The sequence below is a fragment of the Streptococcus sp. 27098_8_103 genome (assembly GCF_041432345.1).
GTDB lineage: Bacteria > Bacillota > Bacilli > Lactobacillales > Streptococcaceae > Streptococcus > Streptococcus mitis_BV.
The window spans coordinates 12,843-30,487 of the sequence record NZ_JAPVZK010000011.1 but is presented as its reverse complement, the minus strand read 5'-3'; the positions used below and the strand labels follow the sequence as shown (position 1 = coordinate 30,487).

Below are 17,645 nucleotides of genomic sequence, written 5' to 3'. Positions count from 1 at the left end.
CATCTTCTTTCCGAAACATTCTTTTTGATTTGCAAACAATTACATCAATAAATTTACTATATAGATGTTAAAACGAGGCCCCTTACGGAACCTCGCTCATCTTTATTTAACATGATTTTCTGCTTCTTTTTGGGCTTTTTCGATTGCTTTTTTGCTTTCTTGCTCCCATTTAGTCTTAGCTTCTTCAAACTGTTTGGTTGTCACAGTATCTTTTTGCAGTTTCATGTACTTGTAGTTATTACCGTCACCCTTGATGCCGACCAGTGAATATCCTCTTGTAAATGGCGTTACTTTGGTTACAGATGCTGTACCACCACTTGACATGGCTGACATAATCAGAGAATTGTCAATCATCCAAGCCTGTGCTTCAGCATATTTTTCATAGCGTTTGGCTACATCTTTATTTTCACTATCTGCATCTTTGAGCATCTTGGTGTAAGTATCAAGCCCCAAGCTAGCAATCTTAGCTTTATCTTCTTGAGCATCTAAACCAAAAATCTTGAGGTAGAACCCATCCTCAGCATTGAAAGGATTAAGATAAGTTGACGGATCTTGGTAGTCACCTACCCAACCATCAAAGTTCAAATCATAGTCACGATCAGCTGGTGTTGGCGCTAAAAAGGCTACATTATTAAAATCATCCGTTGAAAGTTGTTGAACATCAATGACAATGTTATCAGCACCCAAAACTGACTCAAGGGTCTGCTTAACAGAGTTCATGCCTGTCACAGCATTTTTACTTGTCTGATCAACGGCTACATCCAAGTGAATAGGGAAAGTCACACCTTGACTTGCCAATTCTTTTTTAGCTTCCGCAAATTTTGCTTGGGCTTTTTCTTTGTTGAAATAGGCATCCTGAGCATCTGCCAAGTTAATACCTGACCATTCTGTGCCATAGTTGACCAATTTAGAAGCGACTACTTCTCCAAAGGTCTTGTCTCCAACTTGGACAAATGTAGGAGGCACTATGGTGTTACGAAGAGTCTTGCTAGCTGCTTCTTCCCCATTTGACTGAGCAGAATAGGCTGTGCGGTCCAAGGCAAAGTTCACCGCTTGGCGGAAGTTTTTGTTCAAGGCAGCTGTCTCAGTTGACTTCTTCTGCTCATCTGTCGTTTTAGCAGTGTGATTGTAGGCCTTACGATTGACGTTGAAATTGAAATACCAAGAAGTCTTGTCCTGCAAGCTATAGACGATATTATCCTTATATTTCTCCTTGGTCTTAGCAAAGTTAGAACTATTTGGATAAACCCCAGCGATAGAGTAGGCTCCACTTTCAAAGTTACGGATGGTCAATTCTTGGTCTGAACCATCAAAGTAAGCCAATTTTACGTGTTCAATCGATACTTTGTCATGATCATAGTAATGCGGATTTTTCACATACTCGATCGATGATTTTGATGTGAAATCTTTTAACAAATAAGGTCCACTGTAGAGAATGCTATCTGGAGATAGGGTACCAAAATCTTTCCCTTTTGAGTTTAAAAACTCTTCATTCACTGGGAAAAGAATACTGTTGGTTGTTTTTGAGTTCCAGTAAGGTTCTGGGCGTGCCAAAGTATACTCAACAGTATGGTCGTCAATGGCCTTCACCCCAACCTTAGAAAAGTCAGAATCCGCTCCTGTAATATAATCATTCAAGCCCTTGATTGAGTTTTGAATCAAGTCAATAGCCTGGGATTTATTATCCACTGCGTACTTGATACCTGTCACAAAATCTTGTGCCTTGACTGGGGCGTACTCTTCACCGTCAGCCATGAACCATTTGGCATCTTTTCTCAGTTTGTAGGTATAAGTCAGACCGTCGCTTGAAACAGACCAGTCTTCTGCCAAAGATGGAACTAGGTTTCCGTGATTGTCATTTTCAAGCAAACCATCAACTAGGTTAGTAATAATAGCTGTATTATCAGCGTAGTAGTCTAATAAATAGTTAAATGTAGTTGGATTTCCACTAAAGGTTGATGAGTAAGTTTTTGTATCTGAACCTGATTGCCCGCAAGCAGTTAAAAGCAAGGCAGCCGCAAAAGTCAGACCTGCACTAAGGATACGCTTTTTTGTATTCATCTTCTTTCTCCTTTATGTTAGTTTTTGTAACATAAGTTTATTTTACCAAAATAGTGGGAATTTGTAAAGTTAATTGAATTTTGAGAATGAAAGTTTATAAATCTTAGCCATAAAAAAACAAAGGATTTCTGCCTTTCATACAGTCCTCCCTTGTTTTTATACGATTTCATTTTTAAATTTTTCTGTAAAAAAGGTTTATAGTAATTCCACACAGAAAGCATCCCATGGAGCTAAGATTTGTTTTTCAAAGACTTCCTGAGCCGTGGTATTTTCAATCAAGACAGATTTGACGTTTCCTTCTACGGTCAAGTCTTGCTCTTCATTGGACAAGTTAGCGACGACTAGGAAGCGACGGTCACCATCTTTACGGATATAAGCAAAGACCTTATCAGCAGTTTCAAGCAATTCAAATTCAGCTCGAATCAGCCAGCTATTCTCCTTACGGATTTGAACCAGTTTCTGATAGGTATAGAAAATAGAATCTGGATTTGCCAGTGCTTCTTGAACGTTGATTGCTTTATAATTTGGATTCACTGCCAACCAAGGTTGACCTGTTGAGAAACCAGCGTTTTTGCTCTCGTCCCATTGCATAGGCGTACGGGCATTATCACGTCCAATGACACGAATACTGTCCATGATTTCTTCCATCGGAACGCCTTTTTCAATAGCCTCACGCGCATAGTTGAGGGATTCAATATCTTCTACTTGATCCAGTGTTTCAAACGGATAGTTGGTCATCCCAATTTCCTCACCTTGGTAAATATAAGGTGTCCCTCTCATGAGATGAAGTAAAATTGCAAATGCTTTGGCAGATTTTTCGCGATATTCTTGGTCATTTCCCCAGATTGAGACGATACGAGGGAGGTCATGATTGTTCCAAAAGAGTGAATTCCAGCCATCCTCAACGCCTAACTCTGTCTGCCATTTGTTGAAGATTTCTTTTAACTTAGGAATATTCAGTTCTTTTTGATAGTGCCACTTAGGCTGACCTTCCTGATACTGAAGACCGATATGTTCAAACTGGAAGACCATAGACAATTCTTGCCCCTTTGGATCCGAGTAGAGCTTGGCAATCTCTGGCGTTGCTCCCCATGTTTCCCCTACTGTCAAGAGATCCTGATCTCCAAAGGTCGCCTGATTCATCTCCTTGAGATAAGGGTGGAGCATAGGACCATTATTGACTACTTTCTCATCAGGAATTTTCCCAATCATGTCAATGACATCCATGCGGAAACCACCAATGCCTTTATCAATCCAGAAGTTCATCATCTCATAAATTTTCTGACGAAGTTTTTCATTTTCCCAGTTAAGATCCGGCTGTTTCTTACTGAAAAAGTGGAGATAGTATTGACCTGACTTTTCATCATATTCCCAAGCAGATCCACTAAAGATAGAATCTAGGTCGTTGGGTTCATCGCGCCAGATATAGTAGTCTCGCTCAGGGCTGTCAGGATTTTCACAGGCCTCGACAAACCATGCATGTTCATCTGAGGTATGATTGACCACCAAGTCCATGATGATACGAATATCACGCTTCTTAGCTTCCGCAATCAGTTGGTCCATATCCTCCATGGTTCCAAAAATCGTTGCAATCGCTTGATAATCAGCAATATCATAGCCATTATCATCCATAGGGCTGTCATAAACTGGAGAAAGCCAAATCGCTGTAATTCCTAACTTGGCTAGATAGTCTAACTTACTGGTAATTCCTGGCAAATCGCCAATTCCATCTCCGTTGCTATCCATAAAGCTCTTAGGATAAACTTGATAGACTACGGCATTGTGCCACCATTTTTCTTGCATCTTCTTACCTCATTATTTTAATAATCTACAGTCTATGATAGCGCTTTTCAGATATTTGTGCAAGCGTTTGCCTAATCTTTTTGATTCCTTTTTTAACTCCATAGTTTCCTAACTTCCAATTTTTTATTATAATAGAGATCAGAGGTAAAAAAATGAAAAAACAAGCTTTTAGTTCTGAACAATATTTGAATCTACAGCGCGACCATATTTTGGAGCGCATTAACCAATTTGATGGCAAGCTCTACTTGGAGTTTGGTGGCAAAATGTTAGAAGATTTCCACGCTGCTCGTGTTCTTCCTGGTTATGAGCCTGACAACAAAATCAAGCTCTTGCAAGAATTGAAAGAGCAAGTCGAGGTCGTGATTGCTATTAATGCAAGTAATATCGAGCATTCCAAAGCACGTGGTGACTTGGGCATTTCTTATGACCAAGAAGTTCTTCGTTTGATTGATAAATTCAATGAATTAGGGATTTTTGTTGGCTCCGTTGTCATCACACAGTACGCTGGTCAACCAGCTGCAGATGCCTTCCGCAACCAGCTTGAGAAAAACGGAATTTATTCTTATCTTCATTATCCAATCAAAGGATATCCGACGGATATGGATCATATCATTTCTCCAGAAGGAATGGGAAAAAATGACTACATCAAAACTAGTCGCAACTTGATTGTCGTAACTGCTCCTGGACCTGGTTCTGGAAAATTGGCAACTTGTATGTCAAATATGTACCATGACCAAATCAATGGTATCAAGTCTGGCTACGCTAAATTTGAAACCTTCCCAGTTTGGAATCTTCCCCTTCATCACCCAGTCAATTTGGCCTACGAGGCTGCTACAGCTGACCTTGATGATGTCAACATGATTGACCCTTTCCATCTCCAAACCTATGGAGAAACCACTGTCAACTACAACCGTGATATCGAAATCTTCCCAGTGCTCAAGCGCATGTTAGAACGCATTCTAGGTGAATCTCCGTACGCTTCACCGACAGATATGGGGGTCAACATGGTTGGTTTCGCTATTACAGATGATGAAGCTGCTGTCGAAGCTTCTAAACAAGAAATCATCCGCCGCTGCTATCAAACGGTCCTTGATTTTAAAGCCGAAAAAGTTGGCGAAGCAGCTGTCAAGAAAATCGAGTTGCTTATGAATGACCTCGGCATCACACCTGCAGACCGTAAGGTTGCTGTTGCTGCACGCCAAAAAGCTGAAGAAACTGGCGGACCAGCCCTAGCCCTTGAATTGCCAAGCGGAGAAATTGTCACTGGTAAGAACTCAGAACTCTTTGGTCCTACAGCAGCTGCTCTTATCAACGCCATCAAGAAATCAGCTGATATTGCCAAGGAAGTAAAACTAATCGAGCCTGAAGTTGTTAAGCCAATCCAAGGTCTTAAAATCGATCATCTCGGTAGCCGCAATCCACGCCTTCATTCAAATGAAATCCTGATTGCACTTGCTATCACAGCTACAGAAAATCCTGATGCTGCTCGTGCTATGGAAGAACTTGGCAACCTCAAAGGAAGCGAAGCGCACTCAACTATCATCTTAACCGATGAAGACAAGAATGTCCTTCGTAAACTGGGTATCAACGTAACCTTTGACCCTTACTACCAATACGACCGCTTGTATCGTAAATAAAGATTTCAACCTCTCCACTCTCGGAGAGGTTTTCTCTCTGTCTCAGGAGCCGGCTTTATGTTATAATGAAAGAAGAAAACTGAAAGGATTTACCATGTCAAAAGAAGTTATTGTTGAAAGTTTTGAACTTGACCACACCATTGTTAAAGCACCCTATGTTCGCTTAATCGGGGAAGAAACAGGGCCAAAGGGAGACATCATCTCCAATTATGATATTCGCTTAGTGCAACCCAATGAAGACTCTATCCCTACTGCTGGCCTTCACACTATCGAGCACCTCTTGGCAAAACTCATCCGTACCCGCATTGACGGCATGATTGACTGTTCACCATTTGGGTGCCGTACAGGCTTCCACATGATTATGTGGGGACGTCATACTAGCGCTGAGATTGCAGCAGTTATCAAGGATTCGCTCAAGGAAATCGCTGAGACTACTACTTGGGAAGACGTCCCTGGAACAACCATCGAATCTTGCGGAAACTATAAGGACCACAGCCTCTTTTCTGCTAAAGAATGGGCAAAACTCATCCTAGAACAAGGGATTTCAGATGATGCCTTTGAACGCCATGTCATCTAAACACAAAAAAAGGAACCAGTTTTTTTTCAGCTGGTTCCTTCTTTTTTATGCTCAAAATTCTGTCTTAAGCTTTCTCACGAATAACCAAACCACCGTCTTCCATATCTGCTTCTAGGTGTTTGGCATCTAGGTGATCCAAGTGGAAGTCTGTGACTTTGTCACGGATTTGTTGTTCAACCACACGACGGAGTGGACGAACACCCATGACTTCATCGTAGCCTTCTTCTGTGATATAGTCTTTAGCTGCTTGACTGACTACCAAATCAATGTCTTTCTTAGCCAAGGTTTGGTTAACTTCAGCCAACATCAAATCTACAATCTTAGAAAGATCGTCCTTCGTCAAGTGTGAGAATTCGATGACAGCATTGAAACGGTTAAGGAATTCTGGACGGAAGTAAGGTTTCAAACGATCCATCAATTCTGGTTTGTCCGCATCTTCTGTCAAGTTGGCTTCATAGCCAAATCCAGCATTTGAGGTCGCAATAATGACAGTGTTCTTGAAGTTTACTGTATTTCCTTGACCATCTGTCAAACGACCATCATCCAAAACTTGAAGGAGAAGGGTGATGACTTGAGGGTCAGCCTTTTCAATCTCGTCCAAGAGAATGATAGAATAAGGATTGCGACGCACACGTTCTGTTAAGGTATTGCTATTGTCATCATAACCCACATATCCTGCTGTTGTACCAATTAGCTTAGAAACGGCTGTGCGGTCACTGTATTCAGACATATCCAAACGAATGATTGCGTCCTTGGTTCCAAACATATCTAGCGCCAATTGTTTAGCAAGTTCAGTCTTACCAACCCCAGTTGGACCTACAAAGAGGAAGCTACCGATTGGACGGTTACCTTCATCAAAACCAGCACGGTTACGACGGATGGCACGAGCTACAGCTTCAACTGCCTTATCTTGACCGATTACCTTATCTTGCAAACGATGACCCATATCTTTCAAACGTTCGATGTCCGTAGCCCCCATTTGTGACACTGGGATACCCGTCATTCGTTCCACAGATTCAGCCACATCGTTGACACTTGCAGTCACCTTCATATCTTCTGTGTGGTTTTCGATTTTCTTTTCTAATTCTGCAATGCGTGTTTTATAGTTTAGAGCTGCTTCAAAATCTTCTGCCTCAACAGCTTTTTCTTGCTTGTCTTTTTCTACCTCAATTTCACGTTCAACAGCATGAACATCTGTTACTGGATGCTGAGCTGCCAAGTGAGCCGCCGTTACATCGACAAGGTCGATAGCCTTATCTGGCAAGCTACGTTGAGGAATATACTGAACAGAATAATCCACTGCTGCTTTCAAGACTTCATCTGGCAAAATGACATTGTGGTGTTGTTGATAGAGATCACGAATTCCTTGAAGGATTTTAAAGGTATCCTCTGCCGAAGGAGCATTGACCTTGACTTCGTTGAAACGACGAGCAAGAGCTGCATTCTTCAAAATAGTGTTACGATATTCGTCTTGAGTTGTCGCTCCAATAACGGTCAATTCACCACGGGAGAGGGCTGGCTTGAGAATATCCGCGAGCCCCTTAGAACCACTGTCTCCACCAGTGCTACCAGCACCAAGGATTTGGTGAATTTCATCAAAGAAGAGGATAATATTCCCTGCTTCTTTGACCTCATTGACTAAGTTTTGAACGTTTTCTTCAAAACTACCACGGTATTGAGTCCCAGCCTCAAGGCCTGAGATATCAATGGAAATAATTTCCTTATTCTTAATAGCAGCTGGAACATCACCATTCACAATAGCTTGTGCTAAACCTTCGACAACTGCTGTCTTACCAACACCTGCGTCTCCAACCAAAACAGGATTGTTTTTGGTACGACGTGAGAGGATTTCAGATGTTTCTTGAATTTCCTTGTTTCGTCCGATAACAGGATCCAGCTTGCCCTCACGAGCTTCTGCAGTCAAGTTTCGACCTAGTTTTGCAAGGACACCGTCTTGTTTCATACCTGATACCTGTTGTGGCATTTTTCCATCAACTTCTGCATTTCCTGGTAATTGACCAGTCGCACGATAGTGAGCAAACTCCTCAGGTGTGACTTCACGTCCATTAATCAAGTAACGGCGATTTTCAGAACTATATCCTCTCATACCACCCATCAATTGGTTAAATAAATCATCCATGTTGTTAAAATTATTAAAGTTGTTGTTCATATTCTTTACCTCTTTTTGTTATTTATTATTACTGATATTGACTATCTTTGACCTTTGCTTTAAAAAATTTAGACTAGCTAAATCGCTACTCTACGTACTATTTCTGGTTTTTCTTTTTCAAGCAGGAGTAGACTATCTTTACTTCTGAAGATTTGTAGATTAAACATAGACCCCACCTCTTTCTATTTTACTTTAAATAAGTGTTCTAGTAAGGCTTTCATTTACCTTACGTTCATAATATACTACATTAGTCAGAAAAGGTCAAGTATTTTGACTTTAATTGACCAATATTTTTTAAAAAGCAAAAACACCCTGAAACATCAGGGTGCCATTCTTACATCAAATATAAAATTGCTAACGTTAAGAGACTTGCTAGAAGCCCCACTCCCCAAAATAAGAAGTCAACCTTCCACTCGCTCCAAGGATTTCCTTTACCAGACAATCCTCCAAGTTCAAAATGGTGATGCACAGGCGTCATACGGAAAATACGTTTGCCACCAGTCATTTTGAAATAGCCGACTTGCATCATGACCGAAGTTGTTTCAAAGACATAAATAATTCCGATAATCAAGAGAGTCCATTCTTGGTGGAGAGCCATTGAAATAGCTGCCAGCATTCCACCGAGAGACAAACTTCCCACATCTCCCATAAAGACCTTAGCAGGCTTATGGTTAAAGACAAAGAAACCAAGCAAACCACCAATCATGGCCAAAATCACTAGAAGGATATCCATCTGACCTTGCACATAGGCAATAACTCCATAGGCAGACAAACTAATCACAACGGAAATACTAGCCAGGCCGTCAATACCGTCTGTCAAGTTTACTGCGTTTGAAAAACCGACTAGCCAGAAAAGAGCGAAGACAATATAGAAAATCCCTAGATGCACTTGGTAGCCAAAGACAGAAAGCATATCGCCACCACGCTCATAGAAAAGGTAGAAAATGACACCACCTAGAAGCTGAAGAGCCAATTTCTGTTTGGGATTAAGGCCCTCATTGATTTTACGGAAGACCTTGAGGAAGTCATCTAAAAATCCGATTAAACCATAGAGAACCAAGATAAATAAAATCATACCAACATTATTGCTGAGTTGATTACTAAATAGGGCGAAAAAGAAAGCAACTAAAACAGAAGCAATTAAGAAAACCAAACCTCCCATTGTAGGAGTCCCAGCTTTTGCCTGGTGCTGTTTGACATCCTCATGCATCTGCTGGCCTGTAATTTGCGCCTTTCTATAAAATTGGATAAAGGCCGGAATTCCTACTAAAGTTAGTAAAAATGTCACAATTCCAGCACTGATGGAAATAAACATATTAGTCTCCTAAAGTTAATTTAATTTTTTTAATGTTTTTGATAGCTGTATTAGTCCGAACATCCTGCTTCTGAACGACGGAACCTGAACCTTCAAATTCCAGCTCGATATCCAACCATTTAGCAAAGGCCTCAGCAGTCTCTTTTTTCCAGCCATACATGTCTGGAATTTCTTCTACCTTATCCGATAAAAGGATAACTTGTTGGTTTGGTGCAAGATTGGTCCCTTCTTCTACAGATGATTCTTTAATCTTTGTTCCAGTACCTACAACGATTGGTTGCACAATATTTCGGCGTAAGGCTTCCGCCAACTCACCAGGTGAAATATCCTTGATGCTAGGCATTGCATAAGAAGATTCTGTCGTAACTTTATCTAAATTCTTGGCTGGAGATTGAAGATTCAGAGATTCTTTCATAGCTGAAGCTCTTTCAAGGATTGGATTAGTAAACTCCCCAAGCGGAATTCCTGAATAATGTTCAGGTTGTTGAACCGTTACATACAAGATAAAATCAGGATTTTCAGCAGGGTTCATAGCCACAACCGAGAAAATGTAGTTGGTAGAACCAACCAAGTAGCCTCCATTTTTCTCGTCAGCGATTTGAGCCGTACCAGACTTGAGGGCTACATTTTGACCTGGAACATTGACAGTTGCTTTTCCTGTACTATGATTATACATAGTTCCATATATAGGATCCGTTCCTACCAAGACCATGTGAGTCCGAGTTTGGCCAGCCGCATCTTTCGAAACTGGATTCCCTACAATTTCTTTTTGAGATCTACGAACGGTTTGATCATTTGGATCATACAAGGCCGTAATAAATTTAGGCTCTAACATGACGCCATCATTGGCAATGGCTGTAAAGGCACGAATCATTTGCGTCTGCGTTACAGAAATCCCCTGACCAAATGCACTCATGGCAATATTGACAATATTATCTGCAGGCAATTGACCTGTATACTCATCAGTCAGACCAAAACGAGTTGGAACCCCAAATTTAAAGCGGTTTAGATAATCCAACCAGGTAGCATCACCCATTTTCTGCTCAAGAAGTGTCATCCCAATATTACTTGAGTGAGCAAACCCTTGAGAAAATGTCATCATACCACCACCGGTCAAACCTTCATTAACGTCCCAATCTCGAATCGTCGCATCCGCTATTTTTAATTCACTGCTATTGAAGTATTCTCCACCTGGGAAGGTATTATTATCAATAGAAGAAGCTAACGTCATGACCTTCATGGTTGATCCTGGTTCGTAGTTACTTTGATAAAGAATATCACGCCAAACAAAGTCCTCAGTGATTCCTTCTTTAGTATCTGCATTAAAGGTAGGTCGTTGGGTGGTAGCGAGAATTTCACCGGTCTTTGCACTGACCAAGGTCGCGGTCATATACTTACCTTTTACTTTTTCTAGAAAGGCATCCATCTGAGTTTCCATGAAAGATTGGAGCGGACTAGACAATGTTGTATAAACATCCTTACCATCCACAGTTTGTTGCGACACCTGTTCTGTACCTGGTACGATATTTCCTACACGGTCTTTTTCATAGGTAATAATACCATCTGTCCCAGCAAGAATGGTATTTAATGAACTCTCCAGACCAGAAGTTCCTAATAAACTCTTACTGCCGTCCTCATTTTCATGTAGTTGGGCTAACCCAATAAAACTAGAAGCAAATTGGCCATTTGGATAGCTTCTGTTAGGGCTCGTTGTAAAGTCAATCCCTTCCACACTAGCATCTTTTAAATCTTTTTTAATTGCCATCATATTGGCATAGGTAATCCCATTTCCTTTTGCTCCAAAGGAAACTTGGGTCAGATTTGGTTGAGCTAATTGCTCTTTCACATAAGCTTCATCCATGTCTAAATACTTATGGAAGACTTCAGCTACCTTATTAAACTGCGAATCCTCTACATAAAGAATTTTTCCAGTTGCTGACTTGTATTTTTTATCAATAACAGCATAGACGTTATAGGAAGTCGCATCTTCAGCAATAGGCACTCCATTTCGGTCATAGATAGTCCCACGTTTGGCAGGAACTGTTCGAGTGGTTTGGTGAACCTTTTTAGCCTCTTTTACCAAGTCAGTACCAAATATATTACCTTTTGCGATAATATAAGCAAAATTGGCCAAAAAGAGGCCGAAAAGGGCAACAGCTACAAAGCTGAGGTACTTGCCAACTATCCTACGGTTTTCTGCTGGAGATTTACGATTTTTTACCGCAAATCGGGTTATTTTTTCTGTCCATTTCATATCTTACTCCGCTGTTCGGATGTTTTCATTATTCAATTTCAAATCTTTTTTATCTGCAATTTCTTTCAAGCGCTCTGAACGAATCAATTCATTCACTTCCTGCTTGGCATCGTCCAGCTCTGTCTTCTTTTCCTCTATCTGCGCATTGATTTTTGTCAAATCACTTTGCACTTGCAAGAGTCGTGTCTGCATAAAGATAATGCTCACTGCTAAAACGAGTGCCGTAAAAGCGATGGAAAGATAAAAAGCCTTCTCCACACGTGAGAATTTTTTTATACGATTCTGCAAGAATTGACTGGTTGTTTCTTTCTTATCTACCATTTTTCCCTCTTACTTGTGAATTTTTCTGGCCACACGCAACTTAGCTGAGTGCGAGCGGTTATTGGCTTCTAATTCTTCTGCACTTGGCAAGATTGGCTTACGGGATACCAATTCCATCTTGGGCTTGAGATCATCTGGGATGAAAGGCAAACCTTTGGGAACTTCCACAGTTGAAGCTTCCTTGAACAATTGTTTGGTCAAGCGGTCTTCTAGTGAATGGAAGGTAATCACTGAAATTCTACCATCTAGAGCCAACATCTCCATAGCCTGCTGGATGGATTCATCTGCCGCTCCCAGTTCATCATTGACTTCAATTCGAATAGCCTGGAAAATCTGCTTGGCAGGATGGCCCTTCTTCTTGAGCTCCTTGGCAGGTTTGGCCGACTTGATAATTTCTGCTAACTCAGTCGTTGTCTCGATTGGCTTGACTTCACGCGCTTGTTCGATCTTACGCGCAATCTGTTTAGAGAATTTATCCTCACCATACTTGAAGAAAATACGAACCAAGTCATGATAGTCATAGTGGTTCACCACTTCATAGGCTGTCAGACTAGCTTCCTGATTCATCCGCATGTCCAGTGGCGCATCCTTTTTATAAGAAAAACCACGTTCACGCTGGTCCAATTGAGGACTAGACACTCCCAAGTCATAACAAATTCCATCAATTTCCTGAACACCAGCTTCGCGCAAACGTGCCTGTAAATGACGGAAGTTATCCTTTATAAAAGTCACCATCCCCTTCTCAATGTAGGAAGCCAAGCGTTTTTGCGCATTGTTAATGGCATTCTGGTCCTGGTCAAAGGCATAGAGATGACCTTTTTCACTCAATTTACTTAATAAATATTCGCTATGGCCTGCTCCACCCAAAGTCGCATCAACGTAGATACCATCAGGTTTTACGTCGAGCATATCAATCGTTTCGTGGAGTAAGACCGTTACATGATGAAATTCTTTTGTCATATCTTATCTATTTTACCACAAATCCGACTAGCTTGCACTAGTCAGACAAATAGGCCAAAAACAAGTAAGATTTCTTTAAGAAATATGTCAAATATGCTTGACATTCACTCCATAGAAGAATATAATATAGTCAAATATATACGACATAAAGCAGAAAGGAGTCCAGATGAATCGTGTGAAAGAATTTCGCAAGGAACTAGGCATTTCTCAGCTCGAGCTAGCCAAGGATATCGGTGTCTCGAGACAAACCATCAATATGATTGAGAACGACAAGTACAATCCAACCCTGGAACTCTGTCTCAATCTCGCCCGCAGCCTCCAAACTGACCTCAATAGTCTCTTTTGGGAGGATAATTTTTAAAAAAGGAGCCAACTCATGAAAAAAGAAACCTTCACTGAAAAACTCATCAAACGCACATACGGCATTTCTGGTCCCCTTGACGAATACAAACGGCGTGAGATCGATCGTATCGGGAACCAAGTCTTTATCGTCCTCTTTTATCTGATGATTTTCGGAAATCTTATTCCACTCCTTCTGGCCTATAAATACCCTCAAGAAGTGGCTCTAATCTATCCTCCTCTGATTCTAGTGATTGCCCTCATCGCTGCTGGCTATGTCACCTACCAAATGAAAAAAACAGGGATTACAGCTATTGATCCAGATATGCTGAGTGAGAAAGAAAGTAAGCAACTACATTACCCAGGTCTGAAAGCAGGTTTGTTCTTTGGTCTATGGATGTTTTTTATAACTCCTCTTCTCAGTATACTCATAGGTGAAAGTCCGGACTATTTTCATTCTCTCCTCACTATAAGAAATGGTGTATCAAGCATTCTCGGTTCTATCTTCTTCGGAGCAAGCATACAGTTCCTCATCTCCCGTCGCATTGCAAAAGCTAAGAAAGATCAAGATGAGGATTAGGAGGTACCCTATGAAATCACTAGTAACTTTACTTACCTATCATCTTTTGTTCAGTTCTCTGCTCATCTTCATCATCGTTTCAGGGAACTTGCCAATCTACGATATAGTCTTCCTTCCAGTCTTTGTTCCAGCACTCAACAAAGGATTGACTTATCTAAAGATTGACTCCCAAAAAACGCGCATACTCAACCTAGCACTATGCTTTACGATTCTATCCTTTCTATCCTTACCACAGCTGACGCTCATTTCAAGCAATTGGAAATATTATATACTGCTAACTATCGCCATCCTTTCTTCTATTACTTATCTTTATTATCTCTATCAATTCGTAAAAGAAACAAAATAACATCGTTCATTTAGGAGAAATCACCCATGAAAAAAGAAGACTTAACAACTCGCTTACTTCGAAATTTCTTTCATATCCAAGGGCCTTTTGATGAATGCCGTCAAGAGGTTATCTACAAGGCTTGCGCCCGTTCCATGATCCAAATCTTTTACTCTTCCTTCATTCTCTTCCTATTCTATATTTTGTTCGGAAGCTTTATAGAAATTGTTCGAAATGTTATGCCCTACATCTATTTTGGACTCATTTTGTTCATGAGTATAAAAGCTCAAAAAGCCGTCCAAGAGCTTCATCTTGAAAAGGATGACAAATCAGAAATCATTCTCAAAACCTACAGCAAAGCTCAAATCAAATTCCGAAGCTGGATTGTGTTTATCGGTATTCAGATTGGCTTCTTTACCTTACTCATCTTTCATAAAGTCTTCGTTCAACAGATGTCCCTTTCAGATTTTGGAAAGTTGCTCATGCAATTCGATAAAAGTATTCCTTTCCTGATGTATAGCCTGATTATCGGAAGCATTTTTGGAACCCTGACCTACGGATTTCTATCACTACAGGAGGAGAAAACTCCTAAAAATACCAAACAGAAGGAGAAAAGCAAGCAATGACTTCACTATACGATTTTTCAGTCTTGAACCAAGACCATCAAGAAACTCCACTAGAGACCTATCGTGGTAAGGTTCTCTTGGTTGTCAACACTGCTACTGGATGTGGTTTAACGCCCCAGTACCAAGGACTTCAAGAACTCTATGATCGCTATCAAGAACAAGGTTTTGAGATTTTAGACTTTCCTTGCAATCAGTTTATGGGACAAGCACCAGGCGGCGCAGAGGAAATCAACGCCTTCTGTAGCCTACATTATCAAACCACCTTCCCACGTTTTGCCAAGATCAAGGTCAACGGTAAGGAAGCAGACCCTCTCTATGTTTGGTTGAAAGAACAAAAATCTGGCCCACTGGGAAAACGAGTCGAATGGAATTTCGCTAAGTTTCTCATTGGTCGTGATGGGCAGGTCTTTGAACGCTTCTCTTCAAAAACAGACCCAAAACAAATTGAAGAGGCGATACAAAAACTACTATAATTTCACAATCTCACTATTATTAGTTCTCCTTTAGCCTAAGAATAGTGGGATTTTTTGATGGGCTTTGACTTGAATAGAAAAACACCCCATGATATGAGCCATGAAGTGTTGTAAAAATGATACATTTACAGCAGACTCCCCTCTACTGACTACTATTTTTAACCCCAGCATATACATAGGTCCTATTTCTAGGACACGCTTTTTCCGTTACCACCCTAAAATAAAAGCTATGCTCCCGCCCATCCTTGGCATTTTCCTTGTTTAAGACAAAGTAGTTTTTCTGATTCATCGCCATGGTTCGTAGGATGTCATCAATCAAAAAAGTCAAGGGTACGTTCATGGCAGAATATTTTTGAAAATCCTCTTCAAAACGAATATAGTCATCTGAAAAATAATCCATCTGCAGTTTGTTTTCATACAGCTCTTTTCTAGTCATAAACTCCCTCCTCCCACAGTCGAATTTCTAGGATATCTGCAACCTCTATCAACCTATATCCCTCGTTTGTCCTAATAGATAGAGTCTGAGGTGATAACTCTCTCACCACACCGATGATGGTGATTTTCTGCTTCTTTTCCTTTACCACAAAACTTCCCTTAAGTTGGCCAACATAAAGCTGAGAAAGCAAGTGCAACTTCTCATCTGGAGTCAAATCCGTCGAAAAATCAACACGGCTTTTTTCTTCACTGAGCGAACTGGTGTGTTCTGAGAGGTAAAATCCCATCCACTTCTGCATACCTGGATCTTGATAATCTCGCGCGGATTGAAAAGGTAAATAAGAACGATCAATCATTGTAATCCATCTAATCCTCCAGCAGAATGTCCCCCAATCAGCTTGCTTCTGGCAAGACTCCTAGAGGCTTCTTCCAGTGCATTTGCTCTTAAAAGGGAAGTGAAACCAAATTGTTCCCGAATGGAGTCAATGGCCGTCTGGAGCCTTTCTTCTTTTTCTAACTTGTCAACATCATCAAAGAGAGATATCAAATCAAAGGACTCGTCTACAAAGCCTGAATAGTTAACTCCGACACTTCTGACCGCTCCAGAAGTGTATTTGTTATGAAATAGCTTCAAAACATAATCCGTTAAGACAGCTGTATTATTGGTCGGTTTGACCTTCATTTGTGTGTGAATAGACGGTCTAACTTCCTGTTTAGAGAAACCGACATAGATAGAGACAAGGGTTGTTTTCTTACCAGACCTTCTCAATCTAATAGCCACCTGCTCCGCCATTTCTCGAAGAATAATTTCAATATCCCGTAGCTTCACGTAGTCTCTCGGCAAGATTTGAGAATTCCCCAAGCCCTTGGATTTGGCTTTATAGGGCTTATGAACATTGCTCTCATCAATCCCATTGGCATGAAACCACAAACGCAGACCAGCCTGACCCAGAGCTTTCTTTAACTGGTCTGGATTGCTGGTTGCCAATTCCTTGATGGAAAAAATCCCCAGAGCATGCAAGCGTTTCTCCATCCGCCTGCCAATTCCCCAAAAGTCGGTCATCTTGGGAATGGACCAGACCTTCTCTTCCACATCCTGGTAAGACCAGTTGGCCCTCATGGTCGGAGTGTGCTTGGCCTCATTATCCAGAGCCAACTTGGCCAGTAAGGGATTGGCATTGGACATACCCACTGTAGAGTAGATTCCTGTCTGCCTCCAAATATCCCTCTGGATGCAAGCAGAAAGCATATCCAGCTTGTCTTTGCGAGAGAGATTCTTGTCTGGGATGAAATAGTTGAGCGAACTAGTCAGATCAATAAAGCCCTCATCGATAGAGTAGGGATAAATATCATCTGGACTACCATAGTTTTGAAAGATTCGCTGGATTTCCATATTGACTGCGATGTACTCATCCATCCTGGGTGGCACAATCAAGGTCACTTGAGCCCAATCTTCGATGTAGCGAACATAGTCCGAGTCAGTCGGTAGCCCTTGCTTTCGAGCATTGTAATAGGAAAATTTTCGCGTTTTGATATCAAAAGGCAAATCATAGGCCCGACCAACATTTGACTTGCCAAAAATCTTCTTAAACAGGGGAGAGGAGGCTAGGATAAGACCAGTTGAATTATCCGCGCGACTCATGACACAAAGCGAGGTTTTCAGCGGATGCAAGCCCCTTTTCACACACTCGACACTGGCATAAAAGGATTTCATATCGACAAAGGCAATGTCACTTTTGGGCTCTCTGGAATAATCAAAGTAGCCCATA

The 17,645-nt window shown here is 41.0% G+C and carries 17 protein-coding genes; 7 read left to right on the top strand and 10 right to left on the bottom strand.

What is annotated here, in order from left to right:
* Positions 1-102 precede the first annotated feature (102 nt).
* Together O3599_RS04830 and O3599_RS04825 are read right to left on the bottom strand one after the other, a co-directional pair.
* Complete coding sequence (locus O3599_RS04830; protein ID WP_371512163.1) at positions 103-2,061, bottom strand: peptide ABC transporter substrate-binding protein; 1,959 nt, start codon at positions 2,059-2,061, stop codon at positions 103-105.
* Positions 2,062-2,256: 195 nt separating this feature from the next.
* On the bottom strand, positions 2,257-3,864 hold the full coding sequence (locus tag O3599_RS04825; protein WP_371512161.1) for an alpha-glucosidase: 1,608 nt from the start codon (positions 3,862-3,864) through the stop codon (positions 2,257-2,259).
* A 152-nt stretch (positions 3,865-4,016) separates the two neighbouring features.
* Between O3599_RS04825 and O3599_RS04820 the strand changes: the two genes are divergently transcribed.
* Together O3599_RS04820 and O3599_RS04815 are read left to right on the top strand one after the other, a co-directional pair.
* Positions 4,017-5,501, top strand: coding sequence for a DUF1846 domain-containing protein (locus O3599_RS04820; RefSeq protein WP_269795047.1), 1,485 nt, complete (start codon positions 4,017-4,019; stop codon positions 5,499-5,501).
* Positions 5,502-5,595: 94 nt separating this feature from the next.
* On the top strand, positions 5,596-6,078 hold the full coding sequence (locus tag O3599_RS04815) for an S-ribosylhomocysteine lyase (RefSeq protein ID WP_000032547.1): 483 nt from the start codon (positions 5,596-5,598) through the stop codon (positions 6,076-6,078).
* 64 nt (positions 6,079-6,142) lie between these two features.
* On the opposite strand, the gene O3599_RS04810 is transcribed toward O3599_RS04815, so the two are convergent.
* From O3599_RS04810 to rsmH, 5 genes are all read right to left on the bottom strand, one after another.
* Entirely contained in the window at positions 6,143-8,248 is a 2,106-nt protein-coding gene (locus O3599_RS04810) for an ATP-dependent Clp protease ATP-binding subunit (protein WP_371512159.1), read from the bottom strand.
* A 334-nt stretch (positions 8,249-8,582) separates the two neighbouring features.
* On the bottom strand, positions 8,583-9,563 hold the full coding sequence (gene mraY / locus O3599_RS04805; protein ID WP_371512157.1) for a phospho-N-acetylmuramoyl-pentapeptide-transferase: 981 nt from the start codon (positions 9,561-9,563) through the stop codon (positions 8,583-8,585).
* Position 9,564: 1 nt separating this feature from the next.
* Entirely contained in the window at positions 9,565-11,817 is a 2,253-nt protein-coding gene (gene pbp2X / locus O3599_RS04800; RefSeq protein ID WP_371512155.1) for a penicillin-binding protein PBP2X, read from the bottom strand.
* 3 nt (positions 11,818-11,820) lie between these two features.
* Positions 11,821-12,138 (bottom strand): cell division protein FtsL, encoded by a 318-nt coding sequence (gene ftsL, locus O3599_RS04795; RefSeq protein ID WP_000227824.1) that lies wholly within the window; start codon positions 12,136-12,138, stop codon positions 11,821-11,823.
* Positions 12,139-12,147: 9 nt separating this feature from the next.
* Positions 12,148-13,098 carry a 16S rRNA (cytosine(1402)-N(4))-methyltransferase RsmH gene (rsmH, locus tag O3599_RS04790; RefSeq protein WP_004256391.1) on the bottom strand — a complete coding sequence of 317 codons (951 nt, stop codon included), beginning with the start codon at positions 13,096-13,098 and terminating at the stop codon, positions 12,148-12,150.
* A gap of 166 nt (positions 13,099-13,264) precedes the next feature.
* Between rsmH and O3599_RS04785 the strand changes: the two genes are divergently transcribed.
* From O3599_RS04785 to O3599_RS04765, 5 genes are read left to right on the top strand one after another with little or no spacing between them, the layout of a single operon-like run.
* Positions 13,265-13,459 (top strand): helix-turn-helix transcriptional regulator, encoded by a 195-nt coding sequence (locus tag O3599_RS04785; protein ID WP_001082471.1) that lies wholly within the window; start codon positions 13,265-13,267, stop codon positions 13,457-13,459.
* Between the two features lie 15 nt (positions 13,460-13,474).
* Positions 13,475-14,017: a DUF3278 domain-containing protein gene (locus O3599_RS04780; protein ID WP_261015658.1), complete on the top strand. Its 543-nt coding sequence runs from the start codon at positions 13,475-13,477 to the stop codon at positions 14,015-14,017.
* 10 nt (positions 14,018-14,027) lie between these two features.
* Entirely contained in the window at positions 14,028-14,363 is a 336-nt protein-coding gene (locus O3599_RS04775; RefSeq protein ID WP_371512154.1) for a hypothetical protein, read from the top strand.
* A 26-nt stretch (positions 14,364-14,389) separates the two neighbouring features.
* Complete coding sequence (locus tag O3599_RS04770; protein WP_000711238.1) at positions 14,390-14,968, top strand: DUF3278 domain-containing protein; 579 nt, start codon at positions 14,390-14,392, stop codon at positions 14,966-14,968.
* On the top strand, positions 14,965-15,441 hold the full coding sequence (locus O3599_RS04765; protein ID WP_000203038.1) for a glutathione peroxidase: 477 nt from the start codon (positions 14,965-14,967) through the stop codon (positions 15,439-15,441). Before O3599_RS04770 ends, O3599_RS04765 begins: the two co-directional genes overlap by 4 nt.
* Before the next feature lie 142 nt (positions 15,442-15,583).
* On the opposite strand, the gene O3599_RS04760 is transcribed toward O3599_RS04765, so the two are convergent.
* The 3 genes from O3599_RS04760 to O3599_RS04750 are packed head-to-tail and all read right to left on the bottom strand — an operon-like array spanning position 15,584 to position 17,644.
* Positions 15,584-15,877 (bottom strand): DUF5960 family protein, encoded by a 294-nt coding sequence (locus O3599_RS04760; protein ID WP_020903430.1) that lies wholly within the window; start codon positions 15,875-15,877, stop codon positions 15,584-15,586.
* Positions 15,870-16,232, bottom strand: coding sequence for a hypothetical protein (locus O3599_RS04755; protein ID WP_000567217.1), 363 nt, complete (start codon positions 16,230-16,232; stop codon positions 15,870-15,872). Before O3599_RS04755 ends, O3599_RS04760 begins: the two co-directional genes overlap by 8 nt.
* Entirely contained in the window at positions 16,229-17,644 is a 1,416-nt protein-coding gene (locus tag O3599_RS04750) for a Y-family DNA polymerase (protein ID WP_371512152.1), read from the bottom strand. Before O3599_RS04750 ends, O3599_RS04755 begins: the two co-directional genes overlap by 4 nt.
* Position 17,645: the final 1 nt, after the last annotated feature.

Coding starts and splice junctions, on each gene's coding strand:
- O3599_RS04830 (WP_371512163.1), bottom strand. CDS start 2,061: ATGAATACAAAAAAGCGTATCCTTAGTGCAGGTCTGACTTTTGCGGCT.
- O3599_RS04825 (WP_371512161.1), bottom strand. CDS start 3,864: ATGCAAGAAAAATGGTGGCACAATGCCGTAGTCTATCAAGTTTATCCT.
- O3599_RS04820 (WP_269795047.1), top strand. CDS start 4,017: ATGAAAAAACAAGCTTTTAGTTCTGAACAATATTTGAATCTACAGCGC.
- O3599_RS04815 (WP_000032547.1), top strand. CDS start 5,596: ATGTCAAAAGAAGTTATTGTTGAAAGTTTTGAACTTGACCACACCATT.
- O3599_RS04810 (WP_371512159.1), bottom strand. CDS start 8,248: ATGAACAACAACTTTAATAATTTTAACAACATGGATGATTTATTTAAC.
- mraY (WP_371512157.1), bottom strand. CDS start 9,563: ATGTTTATTTCCATCAGTGCTGGAATTGTGACATTTTTACTAACTTTA.
- pbp2X (WP_371512155.1), bottom strand. CDS start 11,817: ATGAAATGGACAGAAAAAATAACCCGATTTGCGGTAAAAAATCGTAAA.
- ftsL (WP_000227824.1), bottom strand. CDS start 12,138: ATGGTAGATAAGAAAGAAACAACCAGTCAATTCTTGCAGAATCGTATA.
- rsmH (WP_004256391.1), bottom strand. CDS start 13,098: ATGACAAAAGAATTTCATCATGTAACGGTCTTACTCCACGAAACGATT.
- O3599_RS04785 (WP_001082471.1), top strand. CDS start 13,265: ATGAATCGTGTGAAAGAATTTCGCAAGGAACTAGGCATTTCTCAGCTC.
- O3599_RS04780 (WP_261015658.1), top strand. CDS start 13,475: ATGAAAAAAGAAACCTTCACTGAAAAACTCATCAAACGCACATACGGC.
- O3599_RS04775 (WP_371512154.1), top strand. CDS start 14,028: ATGAAATCACTAGTAACTTTACTTACCTATCATCTTTTGTTCAGTTCT.
- O3599_RS04770 (WP_000711238.1), top strand. CDS start 14,390: ATGAAAAAAGAAGACTTAACAACTCGCTTACTTCGAAATTTCTTTCAT.
- O3599_RS04765 (WP_000203038.1), top strand. CDS start 14,965: ATGACTTCACTATACGATTTTTCAGTCTTGAACCAAGACCATCAAGAA.
- O3599_RS04760 (WP_020903430.1), bottom strand. CDS start 15,877: ATGACTAGAAAAGAGCTGTATGAAAACAAACTGCAGATGGATTATTTT.
- O3599_RS04755 (WP_000567217.1), bottom strand. CDS start 16,232: ATGATTGATCGTTCTTATTTACCTTTTCAATCCGCGCGAGATTATCAA.
- O3599_RS04750 (WP_371512152.1), bottom strand. CDS start 17,644: ATGGGCTACTTTGATTATTCCAGAGAGCCCAAAAGTGACATTGCCTTT.